This window comes from Nitrosospira lacus (genome assembly GCF_000355765.4).
In the GTDB taxonomy this organism is placed as follows: Bacteria; Pseudomonadota; Gammaproteobacteria; order Burkholderiales; family Nitrosomonadaceae; genus Nitrosospira; species Nitrosospira lacus.
Map to the genome: position 1 here is coordinate 559,537 of NZ_CP021106.3, position 19,226 is coordinate 578,762.

17 protein-coding genes are annotated in these 19,226 nt (G+C 54.1%); 14 read left to right on the plus strand and 3 right to left on the minus strand.

The genetic code is table 11. From position 1 onward, the window contains the following. Window positions 1–236: 236 nt before the first annotated feature. The 3 genes from gyrB to dnaA form a co-directional block, all read right to left on the minus strand. A complete protein-coding gene (gene gyrB, locus EBAPG3_RS02555) occupies window positions 237–2,663 on the minus strand; it encodes a DNA topoisomerase (ATP-hydrolyzing) subunit B (RefSeq protein WP_004175639.1) in 2,427 nt (808 codons plus the stop codon). A 119-nt stretch (window positions 2,664–2,782) separates the two neighbouring features. Next, window positions 2,783–3,892, minus strand: a complete 1,110-nt coding sequence (gene dnaN / locus EBAPG3_RS02560; protein WP_004175641.1) for a DNA polymerase III subunit beta — start codon at window positions 3,890–3,892, stop codon at window positions 2,783–2,785. 200 nt (window positions 3,893–4,092) lie between these two features. Beyond that, window positions 4,093–5,466: a chromosomal replication initiator protein DnaA gene (gene dnaA, locus EBAPG3_RS02565; RefSeq protein WP_004175643.1), complete on the minus strand. Its 1,374-nt coding sequence runs from the start codon at window positions 5,464–5,466 to the stop codon at window positions 4,093–4,095. Between the two features lie 189 nt (window positions 5,467–5,655). Between dnaA and rpmH the strand changes: the two genes are divergently transcribed. The 14 genes from rpmH to EBAPG3_RS02635 all read left to right on the plus strand — a co-directional run bounded on the left by rpmH (window position 5,656) and on the right by EBAPG3_RS02635 (window position 19,141). Beyond that, entirely contained in the window at window positions 5,656–5,790 is a 135-nt protein-coding gene (gene rpmH / locus EBAPG3_RS02570; RefSeq protein ID WP_004175644.1) for a 50S ribosomal protein L34, read from the plus strand. 41 nt (window positions 5,791–5,831) lie between these two features. Then, window positions 5,832–6,176: a ribonuclease P protein component gene (gene rnpA, locus EBAPG3_RS02575; protein ID WP_081607241.1), complete on the plus strand. Its 345-nt coding sequence runs from the start codon at window positions 5,832–5,834 to the stop codon at window positions 6,174–6,176. Next, window positions 6,164–6,373 (plus strand): membrane protein insertion efficiency factor YidD, encoded by a 210-nt coding sequence (yidD, locus tag EBAPG3_RS02580; RefSeq protein ID WP_081607239.1) that lies wholly within the window; start codon window positions 6,164–6,166, stop codon window positions 6,371–6,373. The genes rnpA and yidD overlap by 13 nt, the downstream gene beginning before the upstream one ends. 76 nt (window positions 6,374–6,449) lie before the next feature. Then, on the plus strand, window positions 6,450–8,159 hold the full coding sequence (gene yidC, locus EBAPG3_RS02585; RefSeq protein WP_004175646.1) for a membrane protein insertase YidC: 1,710 nt from the start codon (window positions 6,450–6,452) through the stop codon (window positions 8,157–8,159). Window positions 8,160–8,253: 94 nt separating this feature from the next. Further along, window positions 8,254–9,603, plus strand: coding sequence for a tRNA uridine-5-carboxymethylaminomethyl(34) synthesis GTPase MnmE (gene mnmE / locus EBAPG3_RS02590; RefSeq protein WP_004175647.1), 1,350 nt, complete (start codon window positions 8,254–8,256; stop codon window positions 9,601–9,603). 269 nt (window positions 9,604–9,872) lie between these two features. After that, the gene (mnmG, locus tag EBAPG3_RS02595) at window positions 9,873–11,783 is read left to right on the plus strand and encodes a tRNA uridine-5-carboxymethylaminomethyl(34) synthesis enzyme MnmG (protein ID WP_004175648.1); all 1,911 of its coding nucleotides are present in this window, start codon (window positions 9,873–9,875) and stop codon (window positions 11,781–11,783) included. Further along, window positions 11,780–12,409, plus strand: a complete 630-nt coding sequence (rsmG, locus tag EBAPG3_RS02600; protein WP_004175649.1) for a 16S rRNA (guanine(527)-N(7))-methyltransferase RsmG — start codon at window positions 11,780–11,782, stop codon at window positions 12,407–12,409. The genes mnmG and rsmG overlap by 4 nt, the downstream gene beginning before the upstream one ends. A gap of 195 nt (window positions 12,410–12,604) precedes the next feature. After that, window positions 12,605–13,387: a ParA family protein gene (locus EBAPG3_RS02605; RefSeq protein WP_081607240.1), complete on the plus strand. Its 783-nt coding sequence runs from the start codon at window positions 12,605–12,607 to the stop codon at window positions 13,385–13,387. A 48-nt stretch (window positions 13,388–13,435) separates the two neighbouring features. Beyond that, window positions 13,436–14,275 (plus strand): ParB/RepB/Spo0J family partition protein, encoded by an 840-nt coding sequence (locus tag EBAPG3_RS02610; RefSeq protein ID WP_004175652.1) that lies wholly within the window; start codon window positions 13,436–13,438, stop codon window positions 14,273–14,275. A gap of 478 nt (window positions 14,276–14,753) precedes the next feature. Then, window positions 14,754–15,566: a methane monooxygenase/ammonia monooxygenase subunit C gene (locus EBAPG3_RS02615; protein ID WP_085921897.1), complete on the plus strand. Its 813-nt coding sequence runs from the start codon at window positions 14,754–14,756 to the stop codon at window positions 15,564–15,566. Window positions 15,567–15,585: 19 nt separating this feature from the next. Then, the gene (locus tag EBAPG3_RS02620; RefSeq protein WP_004179617.1) at window positions 15,586–16,410 is read left to right on the plus strand and encodes a methane monooxygenase/ammonia monooxygenase subunit A; all 825 of its coding nucleotides are present in this window, start codon (window positions 15,586–15,588) and stop codon (window positions 16,408–16,410) included. Further along, window positions 16,410–17,657 carry a methane monooxygenase/ammonia monooxygenase subunit B gene (locus EBAPG3_RS02625; RefSeq protein WP_004179619.1) on the plus strand — a complete coding sequence of 416 codons (1,248 nt, stop codon included), beginning with the start codon at window positions 16,410–16,412 and terminating at the stop codon, window positions 17,655–17,657. Before EBAPG3_RS02620 ends, EBAPG3_RS02625 begins: the two co-directional genes overlap by 1 nt. Window positions 17,658–17,937: 280 nt before the next feature. Continuing rightward, window positions 17,938–18,501: a hypothetical protein gene (locus tag EBAPG3_RS02630; RefSeq protein WP_227869235.1), complete on the plus strand. Its 564-nt coding sequence runs from the start codon at window positions 17,938–17,940 to the stop codon at window positions 18,499–18,501. Between the two features lie 103 nt (window positions 18,502–18,604). Beyond that, window positions 18,605–19,141: a hypothetical protein gene (locus EBAPG3_RS02635; RefSeq protein ID WP_004179623.1), complete on the plus strand. Its 537-nt coding sequence runs from the start codon at window positions 18,605–18,607 to the stop codon at window positions 19,139–19,141. Window positions 19,142–19,226: the final 85 nt, after the last annotated feature.

Below are 19,226 nucleotides of genomic sequence, written 5' to 3' on the forward strand. Positions count from 1 at the left end.
ATCATCAGCAGGGCTCGCAGCGCGATACAAATGACCGGGTTTCAGCAGCCACAGCCGTCGATGAAGATCGAACCGCCCTCAAGTAAAATTTTAAGCATCCACCAGTCTCTGTAAGATTTTCGAGAAATAGTCATCAGAGTCTGGCCATGGATGACTCGACGGCCCAAGACTCCTCTGAGTATAGCGCTCCAGGGCAGGTGAAACGTCTTCTGGGGTGGCCTTCCATAGGGATCCACCTATACATCCAGATTTCTAACCCCTAATGCGTTGTTCTCAATGAATGCGCGCCGGGGCTCGACCACGTCACCCATCAGCGTGGTAAAAATTTCATCCGCGGCGATACTGTCTTCAATCTGGGCGCGCAACAGCCGGCGGCTCTTGGGGTCCATGGTAGTTTCCCATAACTGCGCGGGATTCATCTCGCCCAGGCCTTTGTAGCGCTGAGTGGCAATGCCTTTTTTTACTTCCTGAAGCAACCAGTCGAGCGCCTGTTTGAAGTCGCTGACCGGGTGTTTCTGCTCGCCGCGCTGGACATACGCCGCGGGTCCCATCAGACCCTCGAGCACTTGAGCGGTTTGCCTGATTTGCGCGTAGTCGCCGCTTTGCAGAAAATCCTGGTCGAGATAACTGGCACGGGCGTTGCCGTGATGCATACGGGATATCTTCAACCGGTACTCCTCGGTGGTAATGTCATACTCCGGGGTTATTTGCACCGTGGCTACATGTGCGGCCAGCTTGGCGGCGCTTTCGGCGGCGGGACCTTCGCCGCTCAAATCCACGTCTGGATGACGGAACAAGGCGTGCATCACTTCGCTGTCGATGAGACGGCTCATGCGCTCAATGACAGCTTCGGCCAGCAGGTATTCATTGGCGATATTTTCCAGTGTCTCCCCTGTCAGGGGCGGCTTGCCCTCATGGGCATGCAACTCTGCATCGGTCAGCGCCAAACCCAGCAGGTATTGCTTAAGTTCGTGGTCGTCCTTGACGTAGCGTTCCTGCTTGCCGTGCTTGACCTTATAGAGGGGCGGCTGCGCGATATAGATATGACCGCGCTCGATCAACTCCGGCATCTGCCGGTAGAAGAACGTGAGCAGCAAGGTACGGATGTGCGAACCGTCCACGTCCGCATCCGTCATGATGATAATACGGTGGTAGCGTAATTTGTCAGGGTTGTATTCATCCTTGCCAATCCCTGTTCCGAGCGCGGTAATGAGGGAAATAATTTCCTGTGATGAAATAAGCTTATCAAAGCGGGCTTTTTCGACATTCAGGATTTTTCCCTTCAACGGCATGATCGCCTGAAATTTACGATCGCGTCCCTGCTTGGCGGAACCGCCCGCTGAATCACCCTCGACCAGATAAAGTTCACATAGTGCGGGATCTTTTTCCTGGCAGTCGGCGAGTTTGCCGGGGAGTCCCATGCCGTCCAGTACGCCCTTGCGCCGGGTCAGTTCGCGTGCTTTTCGCGCGGCTTCGCGCGCCCTTGCCGCGTCAATGATCTTGCCGCAGATGGTTTTGGCGTCGAGCGGGCGCTCCAGCAGGAATTCCGCCAGCTTTAACGCCACGATTTCTTCTACCGCCGGACGCACTTCCGAGGAAACAAGCTTTTCCTTGGTTTGTGAGGAAAACTTGGGTTCGAATAATTTGACCGATAAAATGCAGGACAAACCTTCCCGCATATCGTCACCAGACGTTTCGATCTTGGCTTTTTTTGCCAGCTCATTTTTTTCAATATAATTATTGAGCGTACGTGTCATGGCAGCGCGCAAACCGGTGAGATGAGTTCCACCATCTTTTTGCGGGATATTATTGGTAAAGCATAAAACCTGCTCGGAATAACTGTCGTTCCATTGCATCGATACTTCCACCACGATGCCGTCCTTTTCTCCGGCAGCATAGAAAATATTCGGGTGAAGCACTGACTTGGTGCGATTAATGTACTCGACAAAGCTTTTCACCCCTCCGCTGAAGGCAAAATTTTCTTCCTTGGCATTGCGCTGGTCAACCAGATGGATTTTTACGCCGTTATTGAGGAAGGACAGTTCACGCAAACGCTTCGCAAATATGTCGTAATGATATTCAATGTCACCGAAAATTTCCTTGCTGGCCAGGAAATGTACTTCAGTACCACGACGCTCGGTCTTGCCGGTGACCGCCAGCGGTGCGACGGGAACACCCATGCGAAACTCGATCTGATGGGTCAGCCCATCGCGCCGGATAGTCAGGCGCAGCCATTCCGACAAGGCATTGACCACGGATACGCCCACACCATGCAGGCCCCCCGAGACCTTATAGGAATTGTCATCGAATTTGCCGCCTGCATGAAGCTCGGTCATGACAATTTCCGCGGCGGAGCGTTTCATCTCGTCGTCATGCTTGATCCCGGTGGGGATGCCCCGGCCATTGTCATGTACGGATACGGAATTGTCCGGGTGAATGATGACGGATATTTCATCACAATGGCCGGCCAGCGCTTCGTCAATGGCGTTATCCACCACCTCGAATACCATATGATGCAAACCCGTGCCGTCGCTGGTGTCACCTATGTACATGCCAGGACGTTTGCGCACCGCATCCAGTCCTTTCAGGATTTTTATGCTGTCTGAACCGTAATCGGTGGAGCCTTCGATTTTTTTCTGCCTGGAGGAGTCTTTTTCGTTCATTGTCTGGCTATTGTGGTTTCACGTGAAACTGGGATTTATCGAAAAATCATACTATGTCCCCCGACACTGCTTGTCCGGACGAAATAATATTCAGTGGTTTTATGTTTGGTGCGGTGCTTTCATATTCTCATGGGCATCACGACATATTTGAAATCATCATTTCCGGGAATGGTGATGAGTGCACTGCTGTTTGCATCACCAAAGGAACAGCGTACTGTTTCGTTGGTCAGATTGTTCAAAACATCCAGCAGATAGGTAACATTGAAGCCTATATCAAGCGCTTCGCCGTCATACTGAACTTCCACTTCCTCCTCGGCTTCTTCCTGCTCCGCGTTGTTGCAAACGATACGCAAGTTCCCCGTAGTCAGAATCAGGCGGACACCACGGAATTTTTCGTTTGAAAGGATTGAAGCGCGCTGAAGCGTTTGCAAAAGCAATAGGCGATTTACATCAATCTGCTTTTGATGGTCGACCGGGATCACACGGTTGTAATCAGGAAACTTGCCATCCACGACCTTGGATATCAGTATGACGTTTGAAAAGGTAAAACGTACCTGATTTTGTAGAATTTCCACGGTTACCAGTTCGTCGCTGTCATTCAATTGCTTTGCCAGTTCGAGTACCACCTTGCGGGGTAAAATAACTTCCCTTTTCTCCTGTGGTACTTGCAGCATCAGCAGGGCGAATGCCAGGCGATGGCCATCGGTAGCCACAGCTTTCAGGTGGCTTTCTTCCATCAGTAAAAGCAGGCCGTTCAGGTAATAGCGGATGTCCTGCTGCGCCATGGCGTATTGCACCATGAATAATAGATGCTTCAGTTCTTTTTGTTTTACCGTTATTTTTGCCTGGGATTCTGTATTTTCAGGAAATTTGGGAAAGTCTTCGACAGGAAGCGTCTGTAAACTGAAGCGGCTTTTTCCGGCTTTTCCCTGAAGCCGGCTGTCCGTGGTTTCCAGCGTTACCTCGGTTTTATCAGGCAATGCGCGCAAGATGTCCTGAAGTTTTTTTGCCGCTACAGTGACTGAATGTCCTTCAGATGCTGTATTGCCATCCTGAGCGGAAGTCGTTATCTGAATTTCCAGATCGGTCGCAATGAATGAAATTTTGTCATTCTTTCGCTCTATAAGAACATTGGAAAGTATAGGCAAGGTATGGCGGCGCTCAACAATTCCGGTAACTGTTTGCAACGGTTTAAGCAATATATCCTTATCAGCCTGTATTAGTTTCATTTATTTAGAATCCAGATAATCGTTAATAGAAGTAGGGTAAGTCCGGTATAAATAAAAAAATACAAATAATATGCGTGAGTTAATTATTATTTCTTATCTGTATCGAGGGCGTATTGTCTGTGGATAGTTTGTGGACACAAATCCGAGTCAGGTGTAAACCGCAAGTTATCCCCAAATCATCCTGTTGTTGTTCGTGTTGTTCAGCCGCGGAGAATATGCAATAAGGTATTGAAGTCCCGGTTGATCGACGGATCGGAAGCCCGCAGCTCGGCAATTTTTCGATAACCGTGCAGTACCGTCGTATGGTCTCTGCCTCCAAAAGCTTCACCGATATCGGGCAAACTCAGAGGAGTGAGTTCTTTGGATATGGCCATTGCCATCTGCCGGGGTCTTGCGACGATGCGCGAACGTTTTTTGGAATACATTTCGGCAACCTTGATTTTATAGTAGTCCGCCACAGTTTTCTGAATATTTTCAATGGAAATCTGGCGGTTTTGCACCGCCAGTAAATCCTTCAGCGCTTCCCGCGCCAAATCCAGCGACAAGGAATGGCCCGTGAAGCGGGAATAAGCAAGGACTCGCTTCAGTGCACCTTCCAGTTCACGTACATTGGATCGAATATGCTTGGCTATGAAGAAAGCGACATTTTCGTCCAGGACGATTTTTTCCATCAGGGCTTTTTTCAGCAGGATGGCAACACGCATTTCCAGTTCTGGGGGTTCAACCGCTACGGTCAAGCCCCAGCCAAAACGGGAAATTAACCGCTCTTCCATGCCAGAGATTTCCTTGGGGTAGGAATCACATGTGATGATGACTTGTTTATGCGCTTCGATCAGCGCATTAAAAGCATAAAAAAATTCTTCCTGCGTCCGGTTCTTGCCGCCAAAAAACTGGATATCGTCTATCAGCAGGAGATCCAGGGAGTGGTAGTACCGCTTGAAATCATCAAATGCCTTATGTTGGTAAGCCCTTACTACATCGGAAACGTATTGTTCGGCGTGAATGTATCTAACCTTGGCAGTGCTGTTGTGCTCCAGCACGGAATTACCGATTGCCTGAATCAGATGGGTTTTTCCTAATCCCACGCCACCGTAGATAAAAAACGGGTTGTAGGCGACACCCGGACGTTCGGCAACCTGGATAGCGCCTGCACGTGCCAGTTGATTGGCTTTGCCTGTGACAAAACTATTGAAGGTGAAAGAAGGATTGAGGCGGCTCGGGTTTTTTTCCTTTGCGGTTTTTGGGGGTAAGCGCACGGGCGCATGGGTAGTAGCCGGGCTCGGCGTGATGACGGTGTTATTCACTGCTGGTGCGGTTTCCTTCGTGGAATTCTGGCTAGCGAGTTTTAATTGAAAATGTATACGGCGCGAAAAATGCTTTTCGGCCATTTCTTCAATGCGCGATAGAAAATTATCTTTGATCCATTGCATGACGAACCGGTTGGGAGCGACGAGAATCGGCTCGTCGGCACTATTCGACAAGTCCAGGTAAAGAGGTTTGATCCAAGTATTGAATTGCTGGGCACTCAGTTCTTTCTCAAAATATCCGAGACAGGAAAGCCAAAAATTGTGCATTGCCGATGTGATCTAAGGATACGTAAAACGGGAAAAAAAGGAATTCGGGAGTGGTGTTGAGTACCCTATTCTAGACCCTTCCTACCCAGTTATCCACAGGGGGGGGAAAAAATATAGGTTGACACCAGCATCCGTAAAGAGTTGTAATGCGAGGTTTTATTTACCAGTCTCAAGGGAAAAGGGAAAACGATGAAACGCACTTACCAACCGTCCGTGACGCGAAGAAAGCGAACACATGGCTTTCGGGTTCGCATGAAAACCACGGGTGGCGCAGCCGTTATCCGGGCGCGTCGTGCCAAGGGGCGTGTCCGCTTGGGAGTTTAGATTTAGCCAATCGCAGAAATCCGCTATCGAGGAGCTGTATCATTCGCTTTCCGAAAAGTCACCGGTTGCATCAGGCGGATGAGTTTTCGTCGGTAATCCGGTTCCGCTGTTCAGCCAGCGGCGAATTTCTTCAGGTTTTTGCTAAGCCCAATAATCTCGTACATTCAAGATTGGGATTGATAATCGCCGGTAAGGTGGAGCGGCTGGCGGTAAACCGCAATCGGGCAAAACGTCTGTTACGGGAGATATTTCGCGCACGGCAGCAAGAATTGGCCGGGCTCGATCTGGTGGTGCGCTTGCGTTGCCGCGTGTCGCCAGGCAACGCGGCGCGAATGACGGGAGAAGCGGAAATGCTAATGATTCAATTACAGCGATGTCGCGGATAATTATTGGTTTTATCAAGCTCTATCAATATTGCCTGAGTCCTTTCCTTGGGCCGTCGTGCCGGTTCAGCCCATCCTGTTCACATTATGCATGTGAGGCGCTGGCCCGGCATGGAGTGTTGCGCGGGATGCGGCTCAGCGTATGGAGAATATTGCGCTGCAATCCGTGGGGTCGCGGCGGCTATGACCCGGTTCCATAGGAATGAATGGACCCGGCCTGAATTATTCCCGGTACAGTTTATGCGTATCATAAAAAAATAAAATTGCGAAGCAAAGATGGACACACAAAAATTTGTACTTTTCCTGATTTTCTCTACATCGATGTTGTTCCTCTGGGACGCATGGCAGAAAGAACAGAATCCGTCCCCCCCGGCAGCAGTTGAGACCCAGGAAGCGGCGGGCGAGTCATCGTCTGTCCGCCGCCAGGAAGGCACTCCGGTCCCGGGAGAAAAGCTTGTTTCGACACAGCCTGGCAAGGGCGAACCTTCTGCCGAGAATGCTGCCCCGGTGAGAGCTTCCGGCAAACTGGAGTCGGGAGAAAAAGTTGTCGTCAAGACCGATCTGGTAGTAGCGGAAATCGATACCGCCGGCGGTGATCTACGTCAACTCGAGCTATTGAATCATCCGGACAAGGAAGACAAGAACAAGCCTTTTGCATTGTTGCAAAGCCAATATGACCATGTTTATGTGGCGCAATCAGGTCTGATCGGGGAGGGTTTACCCAGCCACAAGACGCGCTATACGGTTGAGTCACGCACTTATAACCTGGCGGAAGGCCAGGACAAAATCGAGGTGCGGCTGGTGGCGCCTGCGGCGGACGGCATGCAGGTAGCCAAGATTTATACGTTTCATCGCGGCAGCTATCTCATCGACGTAAGTTTTGAAGTTGCCAATCAGGGAACGGCGGCAATCCAGCCGTTCTCGTATTTCCAGATGCTGCGTGACAGCAAACCCCCGGTCGGCTCGGTTTTCATGATTCCGACCTATACCGGTGCGGCGCTCTACACCGAGGAGGAGAAATTCAAGAAAATCGAATTTTCCGCTCTGGACAAGGGTAACGCGAGCTACCCTAAAAACGCCGATAATGGCTGGATTGCAATGCTCCAGCACTATTTTCTCACCGCGTGGCTGCCAAAAGACAAGTTGCCGCGCGAATATTATGCGAAGCGCCTGGGAGAAAACGAATACACCGCCGGGGTGATCGTGCCTGTGGGGCAGATTGAACCAGGAAACACAAAGACCGTCACCGTACCCCTTTATGCGGGTCCGGAGGAACAGAGCAAACTCGCGGCTGTCGCACCGGGGCTGGATCTTACGGTGGATTATGGCTGGTTGACCGTGATTGGGGCTCCCCTTTTCTGGTTGCTGTCGTTTTATCATTCCTGGACCGGAAACTGGGGAGTCGCGATTATTCTTCTGACCATGTCGGTCAAGCTGGCATTCTTTCCCTTGTCGGCGGCAGGTTATCGATCAATGGCGAAGTTGCGGGTGGTGACACCCAAGTTGCAACGCTTGCGCGAACAGCATGGGAACGACCGAGAGCGCATGCACCAGGCGATGATGGATTTTTACAAGACGGAAAAAATCAACCCGATGGGTGGCTGTTTGCCGATTGTGGTTCAGATCCCGGTATTTATCTCGCTTTACTGGGTATTGCTCGCCAGCGTCGAGCTGCGTTACGCGCCGTTTGCGCTGTGGATAGAAGATATGTCCTCGCCTGATCCCTACTACGTGCTGCCGGTCATCATGGGAATTTCCATGTATGTCCAATCAAAACTCAGTCCGCCGGCGACGGACCCGATCCAGGCCAAGGTGATGCAGATCATGCCCTTTGCTTTCAGTATTTTCTTTTTCTTCTTCCCCGCCGGCCTGGTGTTGTACTCGCTGGTGAATAACGTGCTTTCCATTGCGCAGCAATGGCAAATCACGCGCATGATCGAACGTTCCGCGGCTAAATCCAACACGCCAGCAACCAAGAAAAAATGATTCGCCGGGAAATGCGGTAATTAGACCGGCCGCTCAAGCCTAACCCCCCGGCTATTTGCGAGTGACTGACCTTTTTTCGGTGCAATTTGTCTGAATGGGAAGTACGGACCTCATTGCGGCCATTGCCACACCCCCCGGGCGGGGTGGCATTGGTGTAGTGCGGGTTTCCGGTAAGAATCTATCTCCCCTGATAATAAAGATTATCAATCATATTCCGATGCCGCGGTATGCCAGTCTCAGCAGGTTTCTGGATGAAGATGGATCGATCATAGATCAGGGCATTGCGCTCTATTTTCCGTCCCCACACTCGTATACGGGAGAAGACGTCCTGGAGTTGCAGGGTCACGGCGGGCCTGCGGTAATGAATTTATTGCTCTCCCGTTGTTTGTCCGCGGGCGCCCGGCTGGCGCAGCCGGGCGAGTTTACCTTGCGCGCGTTTCTTAATGGAAAACTGGACCTCGCACAGGCAGAAAGCGTCGCCGACGTTATAGATGCCAGTACTGGCGAGGCCGCGCGCTGTGCCATGCGTTCGCTGCAAGGGGAGTTTTCCCGGGTCATAGATGATCTGGTGCAAGCGCTTACTGACCTGCGGATGGTGGTGGAGGCCACGCTGGATTTCCCGGAGGAAGAGACGGTTGTTCTGCCGCAGGCGGATGTTTGCAGCAAGCTGGCGGCGATTCAATCCCAGCTTGACGATGTGCTGACAGCCGCCAGGCAAGGCAGCCTGCTGCGCGAAGGCGTAGGCGTGGTTCTGGTCGGGCAGCCCAATGTCGGCAAATCCAGCTTGATGAACCAGTTGGCCGGGGAGGAAACTGCGATTGTCACCGAAATCCCGGGCACCACTCGCGATGCTATCCATGAAATGGTTGAAATAGAGGGTGTTCCGTTTCATCTGATCGATACCGCCGGATTGCGGGAAACTGATGATCCGGTCGAGAAAGCAGGCATCGCCCGTACGCGCGCAGCGATAGGAAAAGCGGATCTGGCATTATTGCTGGTTGACTGCCGGTGGGGAGTTGTGCCGGAAGATCGAGCGATAGTCGACAGCCTTCCGCCCAAATTGCCGTTGATCCTGGTGAGTAACAAAATAGATTTGCTGGCGAAGGTCCCGCAAATCGAGAGCGGCGAAGACGGACCGTTGATTTACCTCTCGGCTAAAACCGGTGCCGGAATTGATTTGCTTCGCCGAAAACTGCTGGAAATGGCTGGCTGGCATTCGGAGGCGGAAGGCATATTCATGGCGCGTCACCGCCATGTTGAGGCGCTGAGGGAATCAGGGGAATATCTGCGGAATGCATTGGAGCTGTCCAGACAGGAGGCCCAACTGGATTTGCTGGCGGAAGAGCTGAGGGCTGCGCAGCAGATGTTGTCGTCCATCACCGGCGAATTCAGTGCCGATGACTTGCTGGGAGAAATATTTTCCCGCTTTTGTATAGGTAAATAGACACGGTTCGAGCGTTGGGGGTGTGCATTCCGGTCATCCACTCGCTTAACTTGGTTCGCTCCGCTGTATTGGATATTGAACATCCGCTGCATTGTTTCACGTGAAACATTCCCGTCTTCCGCGCCGGACCATGAAAGCATTATCGAGGCTTTATCTGAGATGGATGGGTGCGCGCCCTTACACAACCCTTCGTTTTGCCGTAGAATGACTTTAGTGCTTTTTCCCATGTTGCCACCTGCGTGGTGGCAAGCGCAACAAGGCGATTTCAAATGATTTTTTCCGAGAGCTTCGATGTAATCGTGGTGGGTGGCGGCCATGCTGGGACCGAGGCGGCGCTTGCGGCCGCACGCATGGGGCAAAAAACGCTGCTGCTTTCGCATAATATCGAAACACTGGGGCAAATGTCATGCAATCCCTCCATTGGAGGCATCGGCAAGGGGCACCTCGTAAAGGAGGTGGACGCATTGGGCGGCGCAATGGCCGCAGCCGCCGACGAGGCCGGCATCCAGTTCCGTATCCTTAATTCAAGCAAGGGGCCGGCGGTACGTGCAACACGTGCCCAGGCTGATCGCGTTCTCTATCGCCAGGCGATTCGACGACGGCTGGAAAATCAACCCAACCTTTGGCTGTTTCAGCAAGCCGTGGACGATCTCATGCTCGAGGGTGAGCGGATCACCGGAGTGGTTACTCAGCTGGGAATAAAATTTTCCGCGCGGGCCGTGGTGCTCACCGCCGGCACGTTTCTCGGCGGGTTGGCACACGTCGGCTCATCCAATTTTCAGGCAGGTAGAGCGGGCGATCCACCGGCTATCAGCCTTGCTATCCGCTTGCGTGAAATGAAGCTGCCAGCCGGGCGGTTAAAGACCGGTACGCCTCCGCGCATAGACGGGCGCACTGTCGATTATTCGGTCATGACCGAGCAACTCAGCGATGCTCCCATGCCTGTTTTTTCGTTCATGGGCAGCGCCGCACAGCATCCACGCCAATTGCCGTGCTGGATCACGCACACGAATAGCCGCACGCATGACATTATTCGTGGCGGCCTGGATCGTTCGCCGCTGTTTACAGGAGTTATCGAAGGTGTGGGGCCCCGTTATTGCCCTTCCATCGAGGATAAGGTGGTCCGGTTTTCCGCCAAGGAGTCGCATCAGATCTTTCTGGAACCGGAAGGTCTCAGTACCCACGAGATCTATCCTAATGGGATATCAACAAGCTTGCCATTCGATCTGCAGATTGAATTGGTGCGTTCTATCAAGGGGATGGAAAAAGCTCACATTACGCGTCCCGGATATGCCATCGAATATGACTACTTTGATCCGCGCGGATTGAAAAGCTCGCTTGAAACCAAGATGATCGAGGGACTGTTTTTCGCCGGTCAAATCAATGGTACTACCGGTTACGAAGAAGCCGCAGCGCAGGGGTTGCTGGCGGGCATCAATGCGGCGCTCAAAACGCTGGACCGGGATGCATGGTGCCCTCGGCGCGATGAAGCTTATCTTGGGGTTCTGGTGGATGATCTCATCACTCGCGGTGTCACCGAACCTTATCGCATGTTCACCAGCCGTGCCGAATATCGCTTGCAGTTACGTGAAGATAATGCGGATTTGCGCCTGACGGAGATGGGGCGCAGGCTCGGTGTAGTGGACGACGCGCGCTGGTCCGTATTCGAAACCAAACGAGAGGCCATTGTTCGCGAGCAGGGTAGATTGAAGGCCATCTGGCTGGGCCCGAAAACGAATTCAAGTGCGCTGTCAGAAGCAGATATCCTGCGAGTGCTGGGGAAAACGATCGAGCGGGATTATTCGCTGAGCGAGCTGCTACGCCGTCCCGGCGTATCCTACGCGAACCTCATGAGCTTGCCGGGCGCGGGTGACGCTGTCGCAGATCCGCTGGTGGCGGAGCAGGTTGAAATCCAGGCCCGGTATCACGGGTATATCGAGCGCCAGAAGGATGAAGTTGCGCGCACCGCGCACTATGAGGAAATTCGTTTGCCGCAAGATCTTGATTATGCCACTGTGCGCGGTCTTTCCACCGAGGCGCAGCAAAAATTGAATCAGCACAAGCCGGAAACCGCGGGACAGGCCGCGCGGATTTCCGGCATCACGCCAGCGACAATTTCGTTACTGCTGGTACACGTGAAGCGTGGTTTTTCCAGTCAGAAAAAAAAGAAAAGCGCGTGAATCTGACGACGCAGCTTGCTGACGGACTCGCAGCATTGGGAATGGCGCTCCCGGATGAAACCCAGGCTCGCTTGTTGCAATACCTTGCATTAATCCGGAAGTGGAACCGGGTGCATAATCTGACGGCGATGCACGAACCTGAAATGATATTGATCCGTCATTTGCTTGACAGCCTTGCGATCCTGTCGCACGTTCCTGGATTCCGCATTGCGGATGTGGGCAGCGGCGCCGGTTTACCGGGTATTCCCCTGGCTTTGGCACGCCCTGAATGGCATGTGGTATTGCTTGAAAGCAATCATAAGAAAGCGGTATTTCTGCAACAGGCGCGTATTGAATTGGAGTTGAAGAACGTCGAGATAGTCGCCGAACGGGTTGAAAATTTTCGCCCGGCGAGCGGGTTCGACACGGTGATCTCACGCGCTTTTTCGGACTTGGCCGACTTTGTCAAACTGGCAGGGCATCTGGTCAGGGAGGATGGAGGCACGCTCGCTGCGATGAAAGGCGTTTACCCGCACGAGGAGTTGGCGCAATTGCCGCGTCCGTTTGTTGTTGAGAATGTATTCACGGTTGCGGTTCCCGGACTTGAGGCGGAACGGCATCTGGTGATGATTAAGCATGAGGGATAAGCAATCGCTGAACAGGCCATGTAGAAGTATTCCGGCGATATGGGTTATCACCAGGCGCTTGTAGGTGAGCGCTCACTTTTGTGCATCTTGTTTCGTGGAGCGGTGGTCACTCCATTGCGGGCATATCAGGGACAGGGTCTGAGGTTACCTAAAAGACATCTTGTATCATTTATTTGAATACCCGGGGGTAGCGCGGTGGTGAAAATTCTGGCGATAACCAACCAAAAAGGCGGGGTGGGGAAAACCACTACCAGCGTTAATCTGGCCGCGAGCCTCGCAGCGGCAAAGCAACGGGTATTGTTGATTGATCTGGACCCGCAGGGTAACGCTACCATGGGAAGCGGCGTGGATAAACGTACCCTGCAGTACACGGTTTATCAAGTTTTGCTGGGTAGCCAACGTATCGCGGACGTGCGCGTGGTTGCCACCAGCGGCAAATATGATTTGATTCCCGCCAACCGTGATCTGGCCGGAGCTGAAATCGAGATGGTGAATCTGCCGCAGCGGGAAACACGCTTAAAAGAAGCGTTGCGGGAGGTGGAAGGCGAATATGATTTTATCCTCATCGATTGCCCGCCGGCGCTCAACCTGCTTACGCTCAACGGACTGTGCGCAGCCTATGCGGTGATGATTCCGATGCAATGCGAATATTACGCCCTTGAGGGTCTGAGCGATCTGGTCAATACCATAAAAAAAGTGCGTGCCAACTTGAATCCGGTGTTGGAGATCGAAGGGTTGCTGCGCACCATGTTTGATCCGCGCAACATCTTGGCGCAACAGGTGTCGGAACAATTACAGCAGCATTTTGGCGACAAGGTTTACCGTACCGTGATTCCACGTAACGTGCGGTTGGCCGAAGCCCCGAGCTTTGGTATACCGGCGCTCTATCACGACAAATTATCCAAGGGTACACAAGCTTATCTGGCGCTGGCGGGGGAAATGCTTAGCAGAGATCCACGCAACGCCACGCCTGTCTGAACAGATGGAGACCAGCAGAATGGAAGATATGCAGCGGAACGGAACGCTATGAAATCAAGGAGATTGGGAAGAGGATTGGATGCGCTCCTGGCAGGAAACGACGATAGCGCCAGGATCGGCGAGTCGCTGCGGAATTTGAAAATAACGCAGCTGCAACCCGGCAAGTATCAGCCGCGTACCCACATGGATCAGGAATCCTTGGCCGAGCTTGCCGAATCCATTAAAGCGCAGGGCGTGATGCAGCCGGTGCTGGTGCGGCCCGTTTCTCCCGAAGGCTACGAAATCATAGCCGGCGAGCGGCGCTGGCGGGCAGCGCAAATAGCGGGGCTTGCGGAAGTCCCCGCACTGATCCGCGAAGTGCCGGATGAGGCCGCGCTGGCCATGTCGCTGATCGAGAACATTCAGCGCGAGAATCTGAATCCATTGGAAGAAGCGATGGGTATTCAGCGGCTCATCAAGGAGTTCGGCATGACTCACCAGGCCGCCAGCCAGGCATTGGGTAGTTCACGCAGCGCTGTTTCCAATCTTCTGCGGTTACTTAACCTGCCCCCGCCTGTGCAGGAATTGTTGATGCAGGGGAAAATCGATATGGGTCATGGCCGCGCGCTACTCGCTCTTCCTCCAGCCAAGCAGATACAAACCGCAAATCTCGTGGTGCACAAGCAGCTTTCGGTACGTGAGACGGAAAAGTTGGTGCATCGGATGGAACGCCCGGTAGCAAAACCGCAGCATCCCAAATACGACCGGGATTTGTTGCGCCTGCAGGAAAATATATCGGCCAAACTGGGTACGCAGGTGATCATAAATCCAGGAAAAAAAGGCACCGGGAAAGTAATAATCCAGTACAACAGCCTTGAACAACTGGACGGAATATTGTCCCGCTGGTGAGTTGAATCAAGTGATTTCGGGCGGTCCTAACGGGTGTGGAAATGAACCCAATGCGCTTTTGAAAAAGGGCATCCAAAAGTTCATTTGCCCCCTACATTATGTAATATATATCTGATAGATACGATTCCTCAGCGTCTCTATCCACCATCCCTCCCGAGCGTCTTTCAAGACCATTTCATCCCGGCGGTTTTTCGGTGTCAAGAGCCTGAGCGGATACTCGCCGCTGGCGAATTCAGGGCACTTCGGAGGGTATGCGCATTAGTGTAACGCATTCGTTTTTGCACTATTGTTTTACCGACAAACTGCTTGACTTGGCGCATCTTCGGGGATAGTCTTTACAGGGTTGTGGGTATGTAATGGTTTAGTAATATAGCGGCGGCGCATTCTGTCTGCGGGAAGGAGGGAGGCGGGAGTAGCTGCCGGCGCGCAAGCATAGAGAAGCACAGGGTACTCGATTAACGTAAGAGGAGATAAAGAAATGGCAACAACACTGGGAACATCAGGCAGCCATGCCGGGTCGAGCGGACGCGACTACGACATGTCGCTGTGGTACGACTCAAGGTGGTACAAATTTGGGCTGATCACGATGCTTGGAGTAGCGATATTCTGGATCTGGTTTCAGCGGACGTTTGCCTACTCGCACGGCATGGACTCGATGGAGCCGGAATTCGAGAAGGTATGGATGGGGTTGTGGCGGGTGCACATGATCGTGATGCCGATTTTTGCGCTGGTCACGTGGGGATGGATCTGGAAGACACGCGACACCAACCTGGACAACCTGGACCCCAAGCTGGAAATCAAGCGTTACTTTTACTGGATGATGTGGCTGGGCGTCTACCTGTTTGGCGTGTACTGGGGTGGCAGCTTCTTCACCGAGCAGGATGCCTCCTGGCACCAGGTCATCATCCGCGACACCAGCTTCACCCCGAGCCATGTAGTCGTGTTTTATGGCTCCTTCCCGATGTACATCGTCTGTGGCGTGGCCAGCTACCTGTATGCCATGACCCGTCTGCCGCTGTACGCCCGGGGCACCTCGTTCCCGCTGGTCATGGCCATTGCCGGACCGCTCATGATCCTGCCGAACGTAGGCTTGAACGAATGGGGCCATGCCTTCTGGTTCATGGAAGAACTGTTTAGCGCACCGCTGCATTGGGGCTTTGTGATACTGGGCTGGTCGGGGCTGTTTGCCGGGGGCATTGCGGCACAGATCATCACCCGCTACTCCAACCTGACCGACGTCGTCTGGAACGGACAGAGCAAAGTCATCCTCAACAACCGGATCGTACCGTAACGGCTGATCCTGAGAGACCATGAGCAGGACAGACGAAATATTAAAGGCGGCCAAGATGCCGCCGGAAGCGGTAAAGATGTCGAGGATGATAGACGCAGTCTATTTCCCGATTCTGTGCATACTGCTGGTAGGGACCTACCACATGCACTTCATGTTACTGGCGGGCGACTGGGACTTCTGGCTTGACTGGAAAGACCGCCAATGGTGGCCGGTGGTTACCCCGATCGTGGGCATCACCTACTGTGCCACCATCATGTACTACCTGTGGGTGAACTACCGCCTGCCCTTTGGCGCGACACTCTGTATCGTGTGCCTGCTGACGGGCGAATGGCTGACCCGCTTCTGGGGCTTCTACTGGTGGTCGCACTACCCGATCAACTTCGTATTGCCCTCCACCATGATACCGGGTGCCCTCATCATGGACACCGTCCTGCTGCTGACGCGCAACTGGATGATCACGGCACTGGTAGGCGGCGGCGCATTCGGCCTCCTGTTCTACCCGGGCAACTGGCCGATATTTGGGCCGACCCACCTGCCGCTGGTAGCCGAAGGCGTATTACTGTCCCTGGCTGACTACACCGGCTTCCTGTATGTACGCACCGGCACCCCGGAATACGTACGGCTGATCGAACAAGGCTCACTGCGCACCTTCGGTGGCCACACCACCGTGATTGCGGCCTTCTTCTCCGCCTTCGTCTCCATGCTCATGTTCTGCGTCTGGTGGTACTTTGGCAAACTCTACTGCACCGCGTTCTACTACGTCAAAGGTCCACGCGGCCGGGTTACCATGAAGAACGACGTCACCGCCTATGGCGAAGAAGGGTTTCCGGAGGGGATCAAATAATGAACGCAAAAAACCTGTTCAAACTGGGGGTCGTTGGCCTCTACGGCATGGCCACCCTGGCGCTGAGCACACTGGACATCTCGCCGGCTGCAGCCCACGGTGAACGCTCGCAAGAACCGTTCCTGCGCATGCGTACCATCCAATGGTACGACATGAAATGGGGTCCTGACACCACCAAGGTCAACGACTTTGCCACCATGACCGGCAAATTCCACCTGGCCGAAGACTGGCCGCGGGCGGTAGGCAAACCGGGACGGGCCTTCTTCAACGTTGGCAGCCCAAGCCCCGTGTTCGTGCGGCTCTCCACCAAGCTGAACGGCGAACCGACCTACATCTCGGGCCCGCTCGAGATTGGGCGCGACTACGCCTTCGAAGTCAAACTGAAAGCCCGCATACCGGGACGCCACCACATGCACGCCATGGTCAACATCAAGGACGCAGGCCCGATTGCCGGCCCTGCGGCCTGGATGAACATCACCGGCAGCTGGGATGACTTCACCAACCCGGTAAAACTGCTGACAGGCGAGACCATCGACACCGAGACCTTCAACTTCAGCAACGGCATCTTCTGGCATTTACTGTGGCTGGGACTGGGCTGCTTCTGGATCGGCTACTACGTTGCGCGGCCCATGTTTCTGCCGCGCAGCCGGGTACTGCTGGCCTACGGAGACGAGTTGCTGCTCGACCCGATGGACAAGAAAGTGGCCTGGATCGTCCTGATCGCCACCTTTGGCATCGTCTGGGGCGGCTACCGCTACACGGAAACCAAGCACCCGTACACGGTGCCGATCCAGGCGGGCGAATCGAAGGTACAACCGATGCCGGTGAAACCCAACCCCATCGCCATCAAAGTGACGCACGCCAACTATGACGTACCGGGACGTGCCCTGCGCGTGACCATGAGCATCACCAACAGCGGCGACACCGCCTACCGCATAGGCGAATTCACCACTGCGGGCGTGCGCTTCATCAACAAAGTAGGCCTCAAGCACCTGGACCGCAACTATCCGAAGGAACTGGTGGCCACGGGTCTGTCGATGGACAACGACGCGCCGATCCAGCCTGGCGAGACGCGCGAAGTCAAGATGGAAGCCAAGGACGCACTGTGGGAAGTGCAGCGTCTGATGGCCTTGCTGGGCGATCCGGAAAGCCGTTTTGGCGGATTGCTGATGACATGGAGCGACTCAGGTGACCGCAACATCAACAGCATAGCCGGGGCAGTGATACCGGTCTTCACCAAGCTCTAAGCAACCCAGGCATGACACCGGTCCGCCCCCGTCGCCAGACGGAAAGGTGGATCGGTGTTTTTTAATGTGCCGCAACAACCCATCCCCTCGCATCGAAGGGACGCAGATGGACCTGAATTTGCTCGCTGACCGTTTGTTTTTTATATTAGCACCATGATTCGCAAAGACTTATTGCATCACTTGAGCTTCAGCTTGATAGTAAGTTCGCTCGCTACCGGATTAGGTTGAACAGTGAACCCTCGTAATATCCAGACGGGAGGACCCGTTCGTGGTTAGGCAAATGAGACAGGCGTGCGCCGCGGTTCTCATCCTGGCTGCGGCGCTTCACGCCGGCGCGGTGGCGGCGCATGGTAAAGTCTCGATGGAAGAAGACAGCTGCGTGCGCCGGATTGGTGACAGCATGGTGCATCTGAGCGCCTACCAGCCCCAATTTGAACCCAGCGCGCAATACTGCACAGAAATTCCCAAGGGCGGGGACACCTACCTGGTAGTGGACCTGGTGGACCTGGCGCTGCGCGACATGCCGATCGGCCTGCGGGTAATAAAAGGCACCAACGAAACCGAAGATGAAACCGTGACCTACCTGCGCCCGAGCTACCACCCGGATGGCGTGATCAAGGGCGAGGCCAGCCTGGATCAGGGGCTGTACACGGTCATCATTACCGCCGAAGGACAGCCTCCGCTGCGCTACCAGTATCCCCTGCGGGTGCAGATGATCAACTATGCACACATATTCCGCACCGCGGTGGGACCCCTGATAGCCCTGCTGGTACTGACCCTGTTTGGCTACAAGCTCATGAAATCCAAGCGCATGCAGCGCTGGCGAGCCTCCCGCCGCTCCTAGGCGCAAGGTGCGGACTCACGGCAAGAATGCACGATTCAACATTCCTTTATAGGTGATCTTGATAATGTCCTTACACACACTGAAACCTGCCTTGATAGGTTTAATGCTCACGATCGGCCTGCCCTTTTCCGCGCAGGTACAGGCGCACGGCGGCCTCTCCCTCGCGGACGACATCTGCAAACTCACGATCGGCCCGTACACCATGCACTTTACCGGCTACCAGCCGGAAGCCACGCAGGAGAAGGAATTCTGCGAAGACATTCCGGCCACGGGCCGCACCGTGGTCGCGCTCGATTACATCGAAGAAGCGCTGCGCCCCCTGCCCACGGAAGTGCGCATCATCCGCGACACCGGCGCGCAGGCGGGCGCCGAAGGCAACCTGGACGAAATCACCATCCTGCACATACCGGCCAAGGTTTACCCCAATGGCTCCATCAACTTTGAATACGACTTCATGCAGCCCGGCAAATTCGTCGGTCTCGTGACCGTGGGCGAAAAATCGGAATATGTCTCGCGCTTCCCCTTCTCGGTAGGCGAGCCCAAGGGCACCTCGCCCTACCTGATCGTCGCCATCGCGGCCATCATCGGCGCGGCGGCGGTCTTCCTCCTGCGCGGGCGGCGCAAATCCGCCCCCGCCTGAGCCCGCGGCCAGGCCGGAGGGCTGCCGGTCAAGCCGAACCATACGCAAGCAATACAGTCAAATAGACACCCCGCCCCGCTTTGGG

Excerpts from the sequence above, each read along its gene's own strand:
- mnmG (WP_004175648.1), top strand. The coding sequence starts at position 9,873 with ATGATTTTTTCCGAGAGCTTCGATGTAATCGTGGTGGGTGGCGGCCAT.
- dnaN (WP_004175641.1), bottom strand. The coding sequence starts at position 3,892 with ATGAAACTAATACAGGCTGATAAGGATATATTGCTTAAACCGTTGCAA.
- yidC (WP_004175646.1), top strand. The coding sequence starts at position 6,450 with ATGGACACACAAAAATTTGTACTTTTCCTGATTTTCTCTACATCGATG.
- EBAPG3_RS02635 (WP_004179623.1), top strand. The coding sequence starts at position 18,605 with ATGCTCACGATCGGCCTGCCCTTTTCCGCGCAGGTACAGGCGCACGGC.
- EBAPG3_RS02620 (WP_004179617.1), top strand. The coding sequence starts at position 15,586 with ATGAGCAGGACAGACGAAATATTAAAGGCGGCCAAGATGCCGCCGGAA.
- EBAPG3_RS02630 (WP_227869235.1), top strand. The coding sequence starts at position 17,938 with ATGAGACAGGCGTGCGCCGCGGTTCTCATCCTGGCTGCGGCGCTTCAC.
- rpmH (WP_004175644.1), top strand. The coding sequence starts at position 5,656 with ATGAAACGCACTTACCAACCGTCCGTGACGCGAAGAAAGCGAACACAT.
- EBAPG3_RS02610 (WP_004175652.1), top strand. The coding sequence starts at position 13,436 with ATGAAATCAAGGAGATTGGGAAGAGGATTGGATGCGCTCCTGGCAGGA.
- yidD (WP_081607239.1), top strand. The coding sequence starts at position 6,164 with ATGTCGCGGATAATTATTGGTTTTATCAAGCTCTATCAATATTGCCTG.
- EBAPG3_RS02625 (WP_004179619.1), top strand. The coding sequence starts at position 16,410 with ATGAACGCAAAAAACCTGTTCAAACTGGGGGTCGTTGGCCTCTACGGC.
- mnmE (WP_004175647.1), top strand. The coding sequence starts at position 8,254 with ATGGGAAGTACGGACCTCATTGCGGCCATTGCCACACCCCCCGGGCGG.
- EBAPG3_RS02615 (WP_085921897.1), top strand. The coding sequence starts at position 14,754 with ATGGCAACAACACTGGGAACATCAGGCAGCCATGCCGGGTCGAGCGGA.
- dnaA (WP_004175643.1), bottom strand. The coding sequence starts at position 5,466 with ATGCACAATTTTTGGCTTTCCTGTCTCGGATATTTTGAGAAAGAACTG.
- gyrB (WP_004175639.1), bottom strand. The coding sequence starts at position 2,663 with ATGAACGAAAAAGACTCCTCCAGGCAGAAAAAAATCGAAGGCTCCACC.